Below are 15,820 nucleotides of genomic sequence, written 5' to 3' on the forward strand. Positions count from 1 at the left end.
ACCGACGCCACGCGTTCGGGTGCGTACGGCTGTGCGGTGTTGCCGTGCGCAGAATACTGTTCGGCGTTCGCGCACGGATAGCCAACGAAAAGATTGTACGTCCGACCACCTAGGGTCCATCGATCGCCTCTGCCGGGCCGCGTGTCGCCGGAAATCCCACCGCACAGAACGCGACGGCCGCTCGTGGCCCTGCCTCAGACGTTGACGATGCGGCCCCAGGTGCTCTTGTTGCCCCAGATGTTCTGCCGCAACCCTTCCCATTGCAGGACCTGCGAGTGGTCGACGAAGAGGTTGACCTCGTTGCCGTAGTTCTTGATGTACCACTCGTAGACCAGCGGATCGGCGGATTCGAACATCACGTTCTCCAGGCCGACGCCGTTGATGATCTGGGCGACCGCGCCGGTGTTCCAGTCGGCGACGTTCTCGGTGATGCCCTCCGACTCGATCATGATGATGTCGGCGCCCGCGTCCAGCGCGCGCTTGGCCCGCTCGATCAGATCGCCGACGTCCTTCTTGCCCTCGGCGGCGAGTTCGGCCTCGGTGGAGTCGCCGCCCGAACCGAACTGGATGCCGAGTTCGGGCTTGGCCTTCAGTCCGGCCTTCTTGACGCGTTCGATCAGCGCAGCAGCCCGGAGGTGGGCACCGAGATGAAGCCCGTGGAGATCTCGATGACGTCGAATCCGACCTCCTTGGCCTCGGCGAGATACCGGTCGATGTACTGGTCGCCGTAGCGCAGCACGGTCTCGAGCCAGCCGCCGGAGGAGATGTAGGCGTCGTGTTCGTGCGCGAGATCGCTGAAGGCGCGGACCTGCTCGCGCGGGAGCAGCGCGAACGAGCCGCCCGCCCACTTCACGCCGTCGACCCACTGCCCGGCGACCTCGAGCACGTCGGCCAGGTGCCGCACACCGTAGGTGGAGTAGTAGGGGCCGCGGACCTCGGTGAGCCCGTAGGCGCGCGGCTTGGCGGGCCGGTGGGCGCGCGGGATGAAGTCGAAGGCGGTGCCGGGGGCCAGGCCCGCGGCATTGTCGACCGGTCGAATTTCGGTGGTGGTCATGGTGGTTGCCTTTCGGGTGGTGAGGGTTCGCCCGGTGTCAGTGCGCGTCGGACCGGACGGTGGACACGCGGGCCAGGAGCGCGGTGAGGGCGGCGACGTCCAGGTCCTCCAGCCGCCGCACGGCGTCGGCGATGTCCTCGCGCAGCGCGGTATCGGCGAACGGGGCGGCCAGCAGGTCGAACTTGGCGCGGGCCACCGCCCAGGTGAGCGGATCGGTGACGAAGCCCCGGTAGTCGTCGCGGGCGGCGGCGAAGACGGTGCCGTCGGCGAGTTCGACCTCGAGTTCGGCGGGCAGCAGCCCGGGGAACTTCGCGGTGAGCTCGGGCGAGGGGGTCACCTCGACCTTCGCGAGCAGTTCCTGCACGTCGTCGGCGGCGATCCGCTCGGGCGTGTACTGCTCAGGGGTGAGGTGTCCGTCGAGCAGGGCGACCGCCAGCATGTAGGGCAGCGAGTGGTCGGCCTCCTCCTTGGTGCGGATGTCGTGCTTACCGCCCTCCTCGCCGCCGCCGATGATCGAGAACGCCACGTCGAAGGTGCGCAGCCGCACGGCGCGCACGGCCCGCGCGGTGAAACCGTCCTGCGCGCGGATGTCGAGGGCGGCGTCCAGCGCGGACTGCGAGTGGATCTCGGCGTTGTGCTTCTTCACGATCGTCCGCAGCACCGCGTCGAGACCTTCTGCCGCCCAATCGATCTCGAACGGCCCGGCGATGGCGTCCTTGAATCCCTTGTTGCCCTCGAACACCGCCTCGGGTCCGGTGATCCCCCGGCTCGCCAGCAGCGCCGCGAAGGTGGCTTCCTTGGCCGTGTTGGGGTAGGCCAAGCCTTTCCAGTGCGAGAGATTGCCGGTGCGCGTGACGCGCAGCGCGTTATTGGCGGTGCCCGCGATCGCTATCGCGTTGGCGGTCTGGGCGGCGTCGAGTCCGAGCGCCTTCGCCGCGCCCGCCGCCGCGGCGTACGCGCCCTGCGTGGTGTGGTCGAATCCCTTGTCCCGCACCGGCGCCGCCTCGGATAGGCGCACGTGCACCTGATAGGCCACGGCCAGCGCGGTCAGGAACTCCCGGCCCGACGCGCCCACGCTCTCGGCGGCGGCGAGCACCGCGCCCAGGTTGTCGGACGGGTGTTGGTCTCGCCGCGGCCGATGAACGAGTCCATGAAATCGAGGTAGCGACTGAGCGCGCCGTTGTAGAAGGCGACCCGGTCGGGCGCGGAGCGACCGCCGCCGATCATGGTGGAACGCGGGTCGCCGCCCAGATCCTCCACCAGCCCGCGAATGGCGATCAGGGGTGGCGCGTCGAGCGCGCCGATGGCGACGCCGAGCGTGTCGAGGACGCGAATCTTCAACTGCTCCAGCGCATCCGGTGGTATTCGGTCGAAATCCGCCGCGGTGACGAAGTCCGCGAGACGCTGGACTTCGGTGGTTGTTCGTGGGGCGAGCGTACTGGTCATACAGCCTCCTCGAGCCGAAACAGACCGAGTGAATTAGGTAAGGCTTGCCTTACAATTCTCACCGTACGCTCGTACTGTTAGGAGTCAAGGAGTATGACGCACGGCACACTCGCGCCCGGGCAAACGAAAAGCCGGTGGACGGTGTGAACCGTCCACCGGCTTTCGCGAGATCGGTCGGCCCGCCGCGCGGCGAGCCGGGCGATCAGTGGGTCACCGGCGCAGGCCGAGGCGCTCGATCAGCGAACGGTAGCGCTGGATGTCCTTGTCCTGCAGGTACTTCGAGAGCCGCTTGCGACGACCGATCAGCGCCATCAGGCCGTGGCGGGTGTGGTGGTCGTGCTTGTGGACCTTCAGGTGCTCGGTGATGTCGGCGATCCGCTTCGACAGCAGCGCGATCTGGGCCTCCGGCGAACCGGTGTCCTTCTCGTGCAGGCCGTACTCGGCCAGGATGGCCGTCTTCTGCTCGGTGGTCAGCGCCACGGGGCATCCACTCCTGTTTCTCAGTTCCGCGTGTGAGGTGACCGGCGAACCGGGTGGGCGCCGCCGCGGACCGCAGCAAACCCGAGGGTCCACCTTACCGGAGGTGGATTTCGGCACCGAATCGGGTCCGTCCCGAGGTGGTGCCGCACCCGGAGCGACCCCGCGCTACGACGAGGCGGCGCGGCGCTCGGCGCTCTCGAGCAACCCGCGAGCTTTGTCCACATCGCGGCCCATCTCGGCGAGCAGCGCGTCGATCGAGTCGAACTTCTGCATACCGCGCACGTGCTCGACGAAGTCCACCGCCACGTGCTGGCCGTACAGATCGGCGTCACCGTCGATGACGTAGGCCTCCACCGTGCGCGCGCGACCGGAGAACGTGGGGTTGGTGCCCACCGAGATCGCCGCCATGGCGCGCTGGCCCGGCGTGACGGTGCCGATCGTCGGGCCGGGCCCGAGCACCGTGAACCAGCCCGCGTACACGCCGTCGGCCGGGATCGCCGCGTGCATGGGGGGCGCGACGTTCGCGGTGGGATAGCCCAGTTCGCGGCCGCGGCCGTCGCCGTGCACGACCACGCCCTCCACCCGGTGCGGGCGGCCCAGCGCCTCGGCCGCGGCGGCCATATCACCGGCGTCGACGCAAGCGCGGATGTAGGTGGAGGAGAACGTCACCGCGTGCTCGCCGAGCAGCGTGACCCCGTCGACCTCGAAGCCGAACCGGTCGCCCAGCTCGCGCATGGTCTCGATGGTGCCCGCGGCCTTCTTGCCGAAGGTGAAGTTGTCGCCCACCACGACCTCGGCCACGTGCAGGCGCTCGACCAGCAGGTCGTGGACGTAGCGGCCGGGGGTCAGCTTCATGAACTCGTGGGTGAACGGCATCACGCAGAACACGTCGACACCGAGTTCCTCGACCAGTTCCGCGCGCCGGGTGAGGGTGGTGAGCTGCGCCGGGTGGGAGCCGGGCCGCACCACCTCCATCGGATGCGGATCGAACGTCATCAGGACCGACGGCACGCCACGCGCCGCCGCGGATTTCACCGCCCTGCTGATCAACTGCGCGTGACCGCGGTGCACCCCGTCGAATACGCCGATCGTGAGCACGCACCGTCCCCAGTCCGCGGGCACCTCGTCGAGACTTCGCCATCTCTGCACAGTTCGCAGCCTACGCAAGCCCCGGAACGAACCCTATTCGGGCGTACCGGATGTCACACAACGCTTCCCCGCCGGTCGCGCACGCGACACCGCGGCGTACCGCGCCGGACGGTCACCGAGGGGTACGCGGCCCGCCGTCGCGACTGGTCACGGGGGCGATCGCGACCGGGCGGACGGCCGAACACGACTTGGCCGCATCCCGGTGTCCGACTGTGTGAAAATGCGGCGATGTGCATAAGCTCGGGTATGTGCCAGGCAAACGTGATATCGCCACCCGCCGCGAGTTGAGCGACGGCTCCGCGGCGACCGAGCCGACGGGCAGCACCGCCACCCTCGCACCGGAGCTGACCTCGGTTGCCCAGGACTATCTGAAGGTCATCTGGACCGCCCAGGAGTGGTCGCAGGAGAAGGTGTCCACCAAGCTGCTGGCCGAACGCATCGGCGTCTCGGCGTCCACCGTGTCCGAGGCCGTGCGCAAGCTCGCCGACCAGGGTCTGGTGGAACACGCCAGGTACGGATCGATCACGCTCACCGACCACGGCCGCCGCGCCGCCGTCGCCATGGTGCGTAGGCACCGGCTCATCGAGACGTTCCTCGTCAACGAGCTCGGCTACGGCTGGGACGAGGTGCACGACGAGGCCGAGGTGCTCGAGCACGCGGTGTCGGAACTGCTGATGGCGCGCATCGACGCCAAACTCGGCTACCCCGACCGCGACCCGCACGGCGACCCCATCCCCTCGGTGGACGGCGCGGTGCCCACGCCCCCGGCCCGCCAGCTCACCGATTTCGAGGCGAACCAGGGCGGACGCGTCGCCCGCATCTCCGACTCCGACCCCGACATGCTGCGCTACTTCGACTCGGTCGGGATCGCGCTGGACACCCTGATCACGGTGGTCGAGCGGCGCGATTTCGCGGGGACCATCGCGGTGCGGATCGGGGACGCGGAAGCGCCGATCGACCTGGGGCGTCCCGCTACGGACGCCATTTGGATCACGACCTGAGGGTCGCGGTCAGCACGCCGTGAAGTAGATATCCAGGCGGGCCGGGGCGCCGTCGGCGACGGCTTCGCTCCAGCACTGGTTGTGCGGGAAGCGCACGTAGGTGCGCCAGCCGTCGGGGCCGTGGCGGACGATGCGCTGGCTGTCGCCGGGGATGTCCCACACGATGACCGCCCAGCCGCCGTCGCAGCCGGAGACCGAGGGGACGTAGTTCCCGAGTTCGCCGAGTTCACCGTGGCGGCCGAGATCGTCGACGATCCGCGTCACCGCGCACTCCGGTCCGGACACCGGGTCGTTGAACCGCAGCTGCCCGGTGACGTGCTGGCCGGCGTGGGTGACGAACAGCGTGTGCATGCCTTCGGGGACCGGATCGGTGCCGGCGGGCGGGTCCATGCGGAAGCGGTAGCAGCCGACCGGAGCGGTGAACGTGGCGCGCCCGTCGCTGCCGGTGGTGGCGTCCCAGCGCCCGATCTCGGTGGCGCCCAACGGGATATCGTTGTTCGCCTGGTCGCAGGGCTGCATCCGCATCAGCGTCACCGGCACGCCGGGGACGGCCGCACCACCCAGCGTCACCGTCTCCAGCACGACGGTCCCCTGCGCGGGCGACTCCGGCGGAATGGCGGGCGGCGGCGCCGAGGGCGGCTGCACCGGACTGGGCTGCCCGCCGCCGGGCGCGGTGGGCGCGGCCGCGATCCCCGGACTCTGCGGTGTCGGCGCGGTCGTCGCATCGGGCAGGGTGATGCTCGGCAAGCTGTCGACCTGCTCCGCCGCCCGGTCTTTCGCGCACCCGGCCACCGCGACCGCCACGCACACCGCCATCACACACCCGAACCACCGCTTCACCACACACCTCCGCAGAGTCCGCTGACACCCGGCCTATCGAGCGCACGACCCCCGCGTCAGCCCGCACCGGTCAAGTGAGCCAGGGAGTTACCGGCCCGCGCCCATCCGTGATCGGTGTGGTCGCGGGACCGCACGTGGTCGCCTGAAGTTTCGTTGTCGAGGTAGATGATCCGCCTGCTGCGGGGAGTGCGTGGGGAAACCGGGCCGGATGCGCGCCTCGGTGGTCGCGGATGCGCGCCTCGGCGACCGCGAACGCAAGCCTCGGCGATCGCGGGGACCCAACCTCGGCGACCCGACCGCACGCCCCAGCGACCCCGGGGACCCAACCTCAGCGATCCCGACCGCACGCCACGGCGACCCTGGACGCCGCTTCGGCGATCCGGGATGCCGCGCAGGTCCGGACCCCGCTGTCGCCGGTCGCGTTCGGGCCGATCCCGGCGGCCCCCGAGGGGGGGTAGGAATCGGCCGGCGCGGGCGGCAGTTGGTGGCGACGCCGGACCGCTCTCCACATCCGGGACGAACATTTCCGGGACCGCTGCGAACAACGACGAGAACAGCTGTCGGCCAACAGATCTGGGCCGACACAAGATCACATTGCAGAGACTTCAACTCAGTGCTATATCAAATCTATGTTGTGGTAGTCAGATTTTCTCCACCACTCAGTGGAGAACACCTGCTCCGCCCTCGCACCTACCGCCCGGAATCCGCGTGCGGGTACGACGACGTTCCGCACCCGGTCCCGGTGCGCCACTCCACCGACGCTCGACCTGTCACCGGAGGTCTCGACCCATGTACGGCGCCCTCGACAACATCGCCCCCACCATCCCGTTCAACCACATCGCACCCCCCACCCTCGAGCTGAGCCTCGACGGCTCACTCACCACACCCCTCGACCTCGCCACCACCTCGACCACACCACCCCATCCGGTCGCCGCACCCCGCGGCGGTGCTGGACCGATCGCGCCCACCACGACTCCCAGCGAGGGCGCCGCACCTGTCGCGCCGGCCTCCGCACCCCACAGCCGCGCCACCGAACCCGATGCACGCAACGCGCCTCTCCGCGCCGCCGACGCACCCGGTGCCATCACCGCGTCACGCAGCGCCGCCGCGGCTGCCGAGACCCCGACTCGTGCCGCCGCCAAGCCCCTCACGCACACCGCCGCACCCCACGGTCGCACCGGCGAACCGGCCACACCCAGAGCGCCTCGCAACGCAGTCGCGGCCACCACAACGACGGGTTCGCCCCGCGCCGTAACCACACCTGTCAAGCCTCCGGCTCCCGCCGCACCCACCAAGCCCTTCGTGGCCACCGCAACACCCCGCGACCCCGCCGCCACTCGCTGCTCGGTCACCACACCTGGCACCCACACCGAGACGCGCGACTCTGTCGCCGCCGAGACTCCGACTCGTGCGGCCGCACCCACCAAGGCTCTCGCGCCCGCCGCCGCACCTCACGGTCGCGCCACCGCGCCCGCCCCACCCAGCACACCTCTCGGCGCAGCTGACGCACCCGGTGCCACCGCTACGCACAGCGTCGGCGCCGCGTCCACCGAGACTCCGACTTCCGGCTCCGCACCCACCGAACTCCTTGTCCACGCCGCCACACCCCACGGTCGTGCCGCCGTGGTCGCCGCACCTCCCAGCCGTGCTGTCGCATCCACTACGCCTCGAGTCCCTGTTCCCCCACCTCCCGGCCCGGGTGGCGGATCACCCGGACCCACCCCGCCCGGCCGCAACTCCGCACCGGCCGATTTGCTCTCGGCACCTCGTCCTCCGGCCGCGCCTGTCGCTCCGGCCGGGACGCACGACCGGCCGAGTGAATGGCATCCCGGCATGCTCTGGTGGGACGCGAGCACGGTGCGGGTGACCCGGTCGGTGGCATCGGGACCCTGGCCGACCGTCGCCCACTTGGTGATCCCGATCGATCGCGGCCGGCTCGCGTTCCGTCTCTCGTCCGGGTCCAGCGAAGCGCGGCAGCTGGCTCGGGATCCGCGTGTGATCGTGCAGGCCGGGGACTGGCGCGGCAGGCCCGCGGTCGGCTCCCGCCAGCATCAAGGCGTCGCCGAAGTCGTCCACGCGGGACCCTTGTTCGACAAGATCACGGCGGGTCTGGAACTCAAATACGGCATGCGTCTGGGACTGGCCGAGCTGTACCACCGGATGGCACTGGGCTCCGCCCCGTACGGCGATCTCGCCGTCGTGGTGACGGTCCACGAGACCGCCCCGATGCCACCGGTCGGCTGATCCCGCACACCGTCAGGGCCGGGGCCGGTCGACCCACGGGCCTCGGCGACTTCACCGACGCGCGTTACGACTCAGCCGACGGCTGCTCGCGCGGCTTTCCCGCTCAGCGAGCCAGGTCGTCCCGCAGGGGCGGGACTTCGGAGGGGAACGCTCGCTCTCGCGGCCTCCCGCTCAGCGGGCGAGTTCGTCCAGGAGGGCGCGGAATTCGGACGGGGAGAGGTAACCGTCACCGTCGTGGTCGGCCGCCGCGAGGAGGTCGGCGGCCGGGGTATCGATCAGGCCCGCACCGACGTGGCGGATGAGGTTCTCCAGTTCCTCGACGGAGATGCGCCCGTCGCCGTTGGCGTCGAAGACGCGGAAGGCGGCGTCGGCGTCGTTCACGTCGAGACGCCCGGCCACCAGCGCGGCGTCGAATTCGGCACGCGAGACGAGGAAGTCGCCGTTGGTGTCGGCGGCCGCGACCATCCGCTCCACGGCCTCGGTGTCGACCTCGAGCCCCAGCGACCCGATGCCCTCGACGATGTCGCGCACCGAGACGAGCCCGTCGCCATCCCGATCCCACAACTCGAACGTGTCGACCGGCTTCTCACTCATACCCACTGCCTTCCCGGCCCACAATCCGGCGCTTACAACCACCGCCCACTGTACGGGGACCGCCCGCCCCCAGCAGCCCACGGCCACACCGGGATTCGGGCCTGCTCCCTCGAACACCCGGCGGCGGCTCGCCTTCCCGCGACGGCAGCGAATGACGGAATCGGCACTGCCCCCGACCACGTGGCGCACTCGCAACTGGCGAGGCGCCCAAGTCCCTCAGTCCACCAATCCGCGCGGGCGCACCACGAACACCGGCGACGACCGCTTGCCCTTCTCCTCCAGCAACGCGATGGCGATCCCCTCCGGCGTGAGGGCGGCGTGCACGCCCTCGATACCGACCGGGTCGAGCCAGCGCCCGTCGCGCAGGGATTCGGCTTCGTCCGCGTCGATGGTGCGGTGCGGGAAGGCGATTCGGATGGCCTCGTCGATGCCGAGGTTCAGGGTGGGATCGTCGGCGAGCGCTTCGAGGGTGCGCGCGTGCTCGAGGGTGAAGGGGCCCACTCGGGTGCGGCGCAACGCCGTGAGGTGGCCGCCGACACCCAGCGCCGCGCCCAGATCGCGGGCGAGCGCGCGCACGTAGGTGCCCGACGAGCACTCCACCACCACGTCCAGGTCGACGTACCCACCGTCGGCGACGTCCCGCCGCGCCAGCACGTCGAACCGCGACACCGTGACCGGGCGGGCGGCCAGTTTCACCTCCTCGCCCGCGCGATGGCGGGCGTACGCGCGTTCCCCGTTCACCTTGATCGCGCTGACCGTGGCGGGGACCTGCTGGATCTCGCCGGTCAGCGCGGCGACCCCCGCCGCGATCTCGGCGTCGGTGACGTGCAGCGCCGACGAGGTGGTGAGCGTTTCCCCTTCCGCGTCATCGGTACTGGTGGCCGCGCCGAGCCGGATGGTCGCCGTGTACGCCTTGGTGGTCAGCGTCAGCAGGCCGAGCAGTTTCGTGGCCCGTTCCACGCCGAGCACCAGCACGCCGGTGGCCATCGGGTCGAGGGTGCCCGCGTGCCCGACTTTCTTGGTGCGCAACAGTTTCCGGCAGCGTGACACCACATCGTGGCTGGTCCACCCGCCGTCCTTGTCGACGATGAGCAGGCCGCCGAGCACGTCGGGGCGGGTTCCGGCGTCGGTCATGCGTGCGCGATCGCGGCCAGGATGAGACCGTCGCCGATGCGCCAGCGCCCGTCGAACGAGGTGAGCGGCAGGCCGCCGTCATGGGTCTGGCCGGGCACCAGCAGTTCGCTGCGGAAGGTGCCCGAGCCGGTGCCCTCCCCCACCTCGTCGACGGTGAACGTGATGCGCGCTTCCTCGAAGCCGAGCCAGCGCGTGGTGAGCGGGAACCACGCCTTGTAGGTGGCTTCCTTCGCGCAGAACAGCAACCGGTCCAGGTGCAGGCCGGTGTCGGTGGACGCCAGCCATGCGCGTTCCTCCGGGAGGCTGGTCGATTCGAGCACGCCCTCGGGCAGCGCGCCGTGCGGTTCGGCGTCGATCCCGACGGAACGGAACCGCATCTTGTGCGCGAGCGCCGCCGCCCGGTATCCGTCGCAGTGGGTGAGGCTGCCGACGATGCCGCGCGGCCACACCGGCGCCCCGCGCTCGCCCTTGCCGATGGCGACGGGCGGCTCGCCGAGCTGTTCCAGCGCGAGGCGGGCGCAATGCCGGGCGCCGATGAAGTCGCGGCGGCGCTTCTCCACCGATTTGGCGATGAGATGCTCTTCCGCCGGATGGGGTTTCAGATCATCCGGGTAGTCCAGCAGTTCCGCCGAGGCGATCCCGCCGGGCAGAATGTTCTCGATCAGCGTCTTCACCTCTCCGCGCGGTCCGGGTGCGGACCGTCCTCCCGCCGGGCGGATCGCCCGTGCGCCCACCAACTCCGTAGCCCGATCGAGCCTACCGGCCGCTCAGACGCCCCGCCGACGCTGGGCGCGGCTGCGCATCTCGGCGGCGGCCGCCTCCATCTCGGGTGTCACCTGGAAGTGGCCGCCCCACTTGTTGAGGGTGCCGGGCGGGTACTCCGGGGCGGGCAGGATCTGGCGCAGCAGCCGGTCGGGCAGCCCGCGCCGCTGCCACTCTCTCGGATAGCCGAGCGACACCTCTTCGAAGCGGACGCCGTCGTAGTGCGAGGTGCGCGGGATGTGCAGGTGCCCGTACACCGAGCACACCACGTTGTAGCGGGTGTGCCAGTCGGCGGTGAGTTCGGTGCCGCACCACAGCGCGAACTCGGGGTAGAACAGCACGTCGGTGGGCTGGCGGACCATCGGGAAGTGGTTGATCAGCACGACCGGGGTGTCGGGTCCGAGTGCGTCGAGCTTGCGTTTGGTGACCTGCACGCGGGCGTGACACCACGCGTCGCGGGTGAGGTACGGCTCCGGGGAGAGCAGGAATTCGTCGGTGGCCACCACGTTGCGTTCGCGGGCGATCGCCAGGCCCTCGGCCTTGGTGGTGGCGCCCTCCGGCAGGAACGAGTAGTCGTAGAGCAGGAACAGGGGCGCGAGGGTGACCGCGCCGCCGTACTGTTCGCTGCCCGCGCCGCGCCAGACGGGGAACGGATCCTCCGGGGTGATCACGTCCAGATCGCGGCAGATCGACACCAGGTACTCGTAACGGGCGACGCCGTGCATCTGCACCGGATCCTTGGCGGTCGTCCACAGTTCGTGGTTGCCCGGCACCCAGATGACCTGCTTGAACCGGCTGCGCAACAGCTCCAGCGCCCACCGGATGTCGTCGGATTTCTCGGCGACGTCACCGGCCACGATGAGCCAGTCCTCCGGCGAATCGGGCCGGATCTCCTCCACGACGGGACGATTCCCCTGGTGGCCGACATGAATGTCGCTCACCGCCATCAACTTGGGTATCACCACACCCACCCTGTCATACCGAGCTCCTTCCGCCACCCGACCATGCCCGATGCGAACGCTCCCCGGCGCGATCCCATTCCGGACCCCTCACTGCCACGGATCGACCACGGGCACCCCCGCGGCGCGAAACGGCTCGACATCGCGGGTGGCGACCGCCATATCGGAGGCCGCCGCCGTGGCGGCGATCAGCCCGTCGGCTATCCCGATCGCCACTCCGGCCGACCGGGCCGTCACCATGAGATCGGCGTACGCGCCGGACGCCGGGATATCGACGTCGAGAATTCGCCCATCGAACAAAGGCAGCACCCGGCGTTCCAGGTTGTCGCGCAACAGATCTCGCCGCGTTCCCGAAGGCATGGCCGCGACACCGAACCGCAACTCGGCGATGGTGATGACCGAGAGGTACAGGGTCGCCACATTCTGCGCGTCGAGCCAGGCGACGACGCGCGGATCGGGTGTCTTGCGCAGCGGTTCGGAGATGACGTTCGTGTCGAGGATGATCACCCGAACTCCATCGGCCGCACCGGGGTCCGATCACGGGCCGCCAGCGCGTCGACCTCGTCGTCGCCGAGCGCCACCTCCCGCCCGATCTCGACCAGGACAGACCCCAGCTCCACGCGACCGGGCGGCAGAACCGCCTCGGCGATGATCGACCGCAACTCCGCCTCCGCGCTCCGACCGTGCGCCGCCGCCCGCAGCCGCAGGGCACGGTGCACTTCGTCCGGAATGTTCCGCACCGTCAGGTTGACCACTGCCCTCACCCCTCCCGTAATGCTGTCAATGCAGTCATCGTACGCCCGATGCATGCACCCTGTCGGGCGCGCGGACTTCCGCCTCCAGACACGACGAACCAGGCGGCTCGAATCCGGCCGGATGGATCGGTGACCGACCACGAACGAAGCGGCGGACACCCCCAGATCCCTCATCGCCTATGACCACTGCCCCAGGAATCAACCGCCCAGGCGCGGTCAACCGGAGTCAGGGATGGGGCCAGAGGATGTGGGTGGTGGGGGCGAAGCCGCCGGCGACGATGAGCCGGCCGTTCGGTTCCCGGCGGCAGGAGGCGACGGCCACGTGGCACGGGCGCGGGAGGTCGGCGGGGACGCGGACGCCGCCGTCGATCTCGTAGCGCATATTGGTGACCTTCCAGGCGCGGGCCTGCGGGTCGTCCGGGGTGAGTGGGGGCGCGTCGGGGCGTGCCACGACCATCACCTCGGTGACGCCGGTGGGCCAGTCGAACTGGAGAAGGCCGCCGTTTTCGCGGAGGGCGGAGACGACGGGGATGCCGTCCGGCATCGGATCACCTTGCGGTGCGGCGTGATTCGATGTGGTGGCCGCTGCGGCCGACATCGCACTCGGCTCCGCCGTGTCGGGCGACTGCGAATCCTGCGGCAAGACGGCACCCGCGGCGGCAGGAGGCGATGCAGTGGGCGCTCCGGCGGATGATCCCGTACCCGAGGACGGATCACCCTGGGGCGCAGCGGCTCTCGCAGGTGCGACGTCCCCGGGCGATCCCGACGGCGATTCTGCGCCGGCAGACGGATCACGCTGCGGCACGGAACCCGCGGGGAATCGAACGGTCTCCGCGGGCGCTGCGGCCGTCGCGCTGGCAGCCGATGCTTCGCCGCTCTCATCGAGTCGGCCGCCCGAGTGCCCGGCCACTGCACCGGTGGCAGCATCGCCCGGGTTCGGGATCGACGCCGCGCGCACCTGTTCGTAACCCGGTTCCGACCCCTCGGCGACCGAGTGTTCGGCGCTGGATTCCGCACCGGCAGAAGGAAGTTCACGCTGCGCCGGATCCGCCGAGGGGACGTGTGTCTCGACGGTGGACGCGGAGGGGGTGGGTGCGGGGGCGGTGGCCCGCGCCGCGCGCGGTGGACGCCGGTAGTCGATCTTCTTGGCACCACCGGCATTCGGAGCATCAGCGACTCGCTCCTGCCCGCCCGGGGCGGTGGTCGGCCCGGTGCCCGTTGCGGAGCCCGCGACGGGCTCGGAACCTCTTACCGTAGGGTCCACCGCCGCGGCGCTCACGTCCGGCCCGGATGTCGGCGCGGTTGCACCGTGTTCGGACGTCGTAGCGGTCCAGGCACTCGCGACGTCCTCCCCGGTCGCGGCGTTCCCAGCCGTCGCCGAACCCGAGGCAGGCGCGACGTACCGGGGCTGCGCGGAACTCGCACCGGCACTTGCCGTGGCACCACCGACCGCACCGATACCGGGCGCCGAACTCTCATTCACCGAAGGACTTCGGGGCGCGTCGGAGCGAACCGCCTCGGAGTACCGACCGGAATCCGCCGCAGCCACCGCGTACACCGCCAGCTCACCGGCCGGAGCACCACCGTCTTCGATATCGGTGGTGCGGGTACGGCCGACAACCTTCCACGAACCGTCCGGCTGCAATCGGGTGACGCGGTAGCTCACACCCGCGGTGGACGACGGCTCCCACCTGATCTCCACCGAACCGCTCGGCAGGCGCGAGGCGCGCACCGCGCCGGGCGAGGCCAAAGGGGTGGCGGCGAGCGCTTCGAGCACACCGGGGTGGTCGACGCACATGTCGCGAGCGGCGAGCAACGTGCGGGAACGGTCGGCGGCCGGACCCGAATCAGCAGCCGCGACAAGGCGATCCACCTCGGCGACCGCACGCTCGGCATCGGCGATGAGCTGGTCCAGTCCCGACGCCGACCCGTTCGGCGGCGGCACGTCGGCCGCGGTGCGGCGCAACTGCCCGAGTCGGTCCAGCGCCTCGACGTAGCGTTTGGCGGCGACGGCGGCCAGCGCGACGCGCCAGTGCGTGGCGGCCTCCGACAGCACGCGCTCCACCTCGTCGGACACCGACCGGATCGGGGTGGCGCCATCACCGGCCGGGTCGAATTGCCGCGCCCGCGCGATGTGGCGGGCGGCTTCCTGCGCGCGGCCCGCCCGCAGCGCGGCGCGCGCCTCCTTCAGCGGCTCCTCCCACTGCCGACGTGACGGCGCGGGAGAACCAGCAGCGGGCGACCGGGAGTAGGAGCCAGGCCCGGGGGCCGGGGTTCGCGAATGGGAACCGGGCCCTGGAGCTGGGGTTCGCGAGCGAGCCCCGGGGGTCTGCGAGTAGGAGCCGGACGCCGGTGCGGGTGCATGCGAGTGCGAACCTGACGCCGCCGCCCCCTGCGAGAAGGAGTTCGGCCCGGTCGGTTCCCCCACGCGCGCACCGAGATCGGCGGCCAGTTCGGCCAGCAACGCGACTGCGCCCGCGTGATCGAGCCCGAGCTCGATCGCCTCGTCCCGCAGGAATTCGTAGTCCTCCCCCACGAGTTCGTCCTCGACGAGCACCGCCGCGCGCACCTTCGGCCGCAGTTCGGCCGCCACGTCCTCGCGGATCGCCGCGACGTACTCCGCCACCACGGCGCCACCCGGCTCCAGCAGATCCTGGACGTGCACGAGCAGTTCGTCCAGCACCGCGCGCATCCGCCCGGCGGGCAGTTCCCGCGCCCGCGCGCGCAAAGCTTCTGCGCGCAAACGGATCTCGCCGGTGTGGGTGGCTCGGGTGGGATCGAGACCGAGCAGCCCCAGCAAGGTCGGCGCGGGCGGGCCGTCGACCAGCCTTTCCCATTCGCCGAGTAGTTGCTTGATCTGTTTGCGCCGCTGGTCGGTGAGCACCGTGGCCGGAGCGGACGCGGCGGGCGCCGGGGCTTCCTGGATGACCCGATGCCTGCGCAACCGGGCGGCTATCTCGGCGGCGGTGAGCCCGCCCATCGCCCCGATCTCCTCGAGCCCGGCCACCTTGGCGGCGGGAATGCCGCCGTGGCGCTGCACGAGGCGGGAGATGGCGGTGTCGAGCATCTCGTAGCGTTCGGCGTCGCGCAGTTCGCGTTCCTGCCGGATCCGCAGGGCTTCGGCCCCCCGCGCCGACGCGTTGAGCAGCAGGTAGGACAGCCGGTCGTGGCTTTCCACCAGCAACCCGACGAGCACCCGGTACTTGGGGTGGTCACGTTGCTTCTGCCAGAACCCCCACACCTCGTCGACCCGCGCGGAAACCTCAGCGTCGCTGAGGGTTTCGGCCTCGTCCAGCGGAATGTCGTAGAGTTCGAACGGATCCGAGTGCTCGGGCCCGCCACGGCGCTCGACGGCGGCCAGGACGCGCTTGCGGTAGTCGTTCGGGTCGAAGGCGTGCATGG

Annotated in this window: 16 protein-coding genes; 2 read left to right on the forward strand and 14 right to left on the reverse strand. The window is 70.5% G+C overall.

The window, feature by feature from the left end; genetic code table 11:
* Window positions 1-194 precede the first annotated feature (194 nt).
* From OHB21_RS34685 to OHB21_RS34710, 6 genes are all read right to left on the reverse strand, one after another.
* Window positions 195-680 carry a phosphosulfolactate synthase gene (locus OHB21_RS34685; RefSeq protein WP_328440121.1) on the reverse strand — a complete coding sequence of 162 codons (486 nt, stop codon included), beginning with the start codon at window positions 678-680 and terminating at the stop codon, window positions 195-197.
* The gene (locus tag OHB21_RS34690) at window positions 617-1,054 is read right to left on the reverse strand and encodes a phosphosulfolactate synthase (RefSeq protein WP_324192070.1); all 438 of its coding nucleotides are present in this window, start codon (window positions 1,052-1,054) and stop codon (window positions 617-619) included. The genes OHB21_RS34685 and OHB21_RS34690 overlap by 64 nt, the downstream gene beginning before the upstream one ends.
* Before the next feature lie 37 nt (window positions 1,055-1,091).
* Window positions 1,092-2,150: an MmgE/PrpD family protein gene (locus tag OHB21_RS34695; RefSeq protein ID WP_324192069.1), complete on the reverse strand. Its 1,059-nt coding sequence runs from the start codon at window positions 2,148-2,150 to the stop codon at window positions 1,092-1,094.
* Window positions 2,102-2,500 (reverse strand): MmgE/PrpD family protein, encoded by a 399-nt coding sequence (locus tag OHB21_RS34700; protein ID WP_267465162.1) that lies wholly within the window; start codon window positions 2,498-2,500, stop codon window positions 2,102-2,104. The genes OHB21_RS34695 and OHB21_RS34700 overlap by 49 nt, the downstream gene beginning before the upstream one ends.
* 210 nt (window positions 2,501-2,710) lie before the next feature.
* Window positions 2,711-2,980, reverse strand: a complete 270-nt coding sequence (gene rpsO, locus OHB21_RS34705) for a 30S ribosomal protein S15 (protein ID WP_067512929.1) — start codon at window positions 2,978-2,980, stop codon at window positions 2,711-2,713.
* Window positions 2,981-3,145: 165 nt separating this feature from the next.
* A complete protein-coding gene (locus tag OHB21_RS34710; RefSeq protein ID WP_084538057.1) occupies window positions 3,146-4,129 on the reverse strand; it encodes a bifunctional riboflavin kinase/FAD synthetase in 984 nt (327 codons plus the stop codon).
* Window positions 4,130-4,413: 284 nt separating this feature from the next.
* On the opposite strand from OHB21_RS34710, the gene OHB21_RS34715 reads away from it, so the two are divergent.
* Entirely contained in the window at window positions 4,414-5,130 is a 717-nt protein-coding gene (locus OHB21_RS34715) for a metal-dependent transcriptional regulator (RefSeq protein ID WP_067512976.1), read from the forward strand.
* A gap of 9 nt (window positions 5,131-5,139) precedes the next feature.
* On the opposite strand, the gene OHB21_RS34720 is transcribed toward OHB21_RS34715, so the two are convergent.
* Window positions 5,140-5,970 carry a hypothetical protein gene (locus OHB21_RS34720; protein WP_228790845.1) on the reverse strand — a complete coding sequence of 277 codons (831 nt, stop codon included), beginning with the start codon at window positions 5,968-5,970 and terminating at the stop codon, window positions 5,140-5,142.
* Between the two features lie 1,833 nt (window positions 5,971-7,803).
* Here OHB21_RS34720 and OHB21_RS34725 point away from each other — a divergent pair.
* A complete protein-coding gene (locus OHB21_RS34725) occupies window positions 7,804-8,214 on the forward strand; it encodes a PNPOx family protein (RefSeq protein ID WP_228790842.1) in 411 nt (136 codons plus the stop codon).
* Window positions 8,215-8,385: 171 nt separating this feature from the next.
* Here OHB21_RS34725 and OHB21_RS34730 read toward each other — a convergent pair whose 3' ends face one another.
* From OHB21_RS34730 to OHB21_RS34760, 7 genes are all read right to left on the reverse strand, one after another.
* Complete coding sequence (locus OHB21_RS34730) at window positions 8,386-8,808, reverse strand: EF-hand domain-containing protein (protein WP_067512923.1); 423 nt, start codon at window positions 8,806-8,808, stop codon at window positions 8,386-8,388.
* Between the two features lie 216 nt (window positions 8,809-9,024).
* Complete coding sequence (gene truB / locus OHB21_RS34735; RefSeq protein WP_067512921.1) at window positions 9,025-9,942, reverse strand: tRNA pseudouridine(55) synthase TruB; 918 nt, start codon at window positions 9,940-9,942, stop codon at window positions 9,025-9,027.
* Window positions 9,939-10,607 carry a 4'-phosphopantetheinyl transferase Npt gene (gene npt, locus OHB21_RS34740; protein WP_067512972.1) on the reverse strand — a complete coding sequence of 223 codons (669 nt, stop codon included), beginning with the start codon at window positions 10,605-10,607 and terminating at the stop codon, window positions 9,939-9,941. The genes truB and npt overlap by 4 nt, the downstream gene beginning before the upstream one ends.
* A 102-nt stretch (window positions 10,608-10,709) precedes the next feature.
* On the reverse strand, window positions 10,710-11,666 hold the full coding sequence (locus OHB21_RS34745; RefSeq protein WP_113974965.1) for a metallophosphoesterase family protein: 957 nt from the start codon (window positions 11,664-11,666) through the stop codon (window positions 10,710-10,712).
* An 87-nt stretch (window positions 11,667-11,753) separates the two neighbouring features.
* Complete coding sequence (locus OHB21_RS34750; RefSeq protein ID WP_067512919.1) at window positions 11,754-12,170, reverse strand: type II toxin-antitoxin system VapC family toxin; 417 nt, start codon at window positions 12,168-12,170, stop codon at window positions 11,754-11,756.
* A complete protein-coding gene (locus tag OHB21_RS34755) occupies window positions 12,167-12,418 on the reverse strand; it encodes a FitA-like ribbon-helix-helix domain-containing protein (protein ID WP_067512917.1) in 252 nt (83 codons plus the stop codon). The genes OHB21_RS34750 and OHB21_RS34755 overlap by 4 nt, the downstream gene beginning before the upstream one ends.
* A gap of 226 nt (window positions 12,419-12,644) precedes the next feature.
* Window positions 12,645-15,818 (reverse strand): hypothetical protein, encoded by a 3,174-nt coding sequence (locus tag OHB21_RS34760; RefSeq protein ID WP_195125553.1) that lies wholly within the window; start codon window positions 15,816-15,818, stop codon window positions 12,645-12,647.
* Window positions 15,819-15,820 lie beyond the last annotated feature (2 nt).

This window comes from Nocardia puris (assembly GCF_036051655.1).
Lineage (GTDB): Bacteria > Actinomycetota > Actinomycetes > Mycobacteriales > Mycobacteriaceae > Nocardia > Nocardia puris.

Coding starts and splice junctions, on each gene's coding strand:
- OHB21_RS34730 (WP_067512923.1), bottom strand. CDS start 8,808: ATGAGTGAGAAGCCGGTCGACACGTTCGAGTTGTGGGATCGGGATGGC.
- truB (WP_067512921.1), bottom strand. CDS start 9,942: ATGACCGACGCCGGAACCCGCCCCGACGTGCTCGGCGGCCTGCTCATC.
- OHB21_RS34700 (WP_267465162.1), bottom strand. CDS start 2,500: ATGACCAGTACGCTCGCCCCACGAACAACCACCGAAGTCCAGCGTCTC.
- OHB21_RS34760 (WP_195125553.1), bottom strand. CDS start 15,818: ATGCACGCCTTCGACCCGAACGACTACCGCAAGCGCGTCCTGGCCGCC.
- OHB21_RS34725 (WP_228790842.1), top strand. CDS start 7,804: ATGCTCTGGTGGGACGCGAGCACGGTGCGGGTGACCCGGTCGGTGGCA.
- OHB21_RS34690 (WP_324192070.1), bottom strand. CDS start 1,054: ATGACCACCACCGAAATTCGACCGGTCGACAATGCCGCGGGCCTGGCC.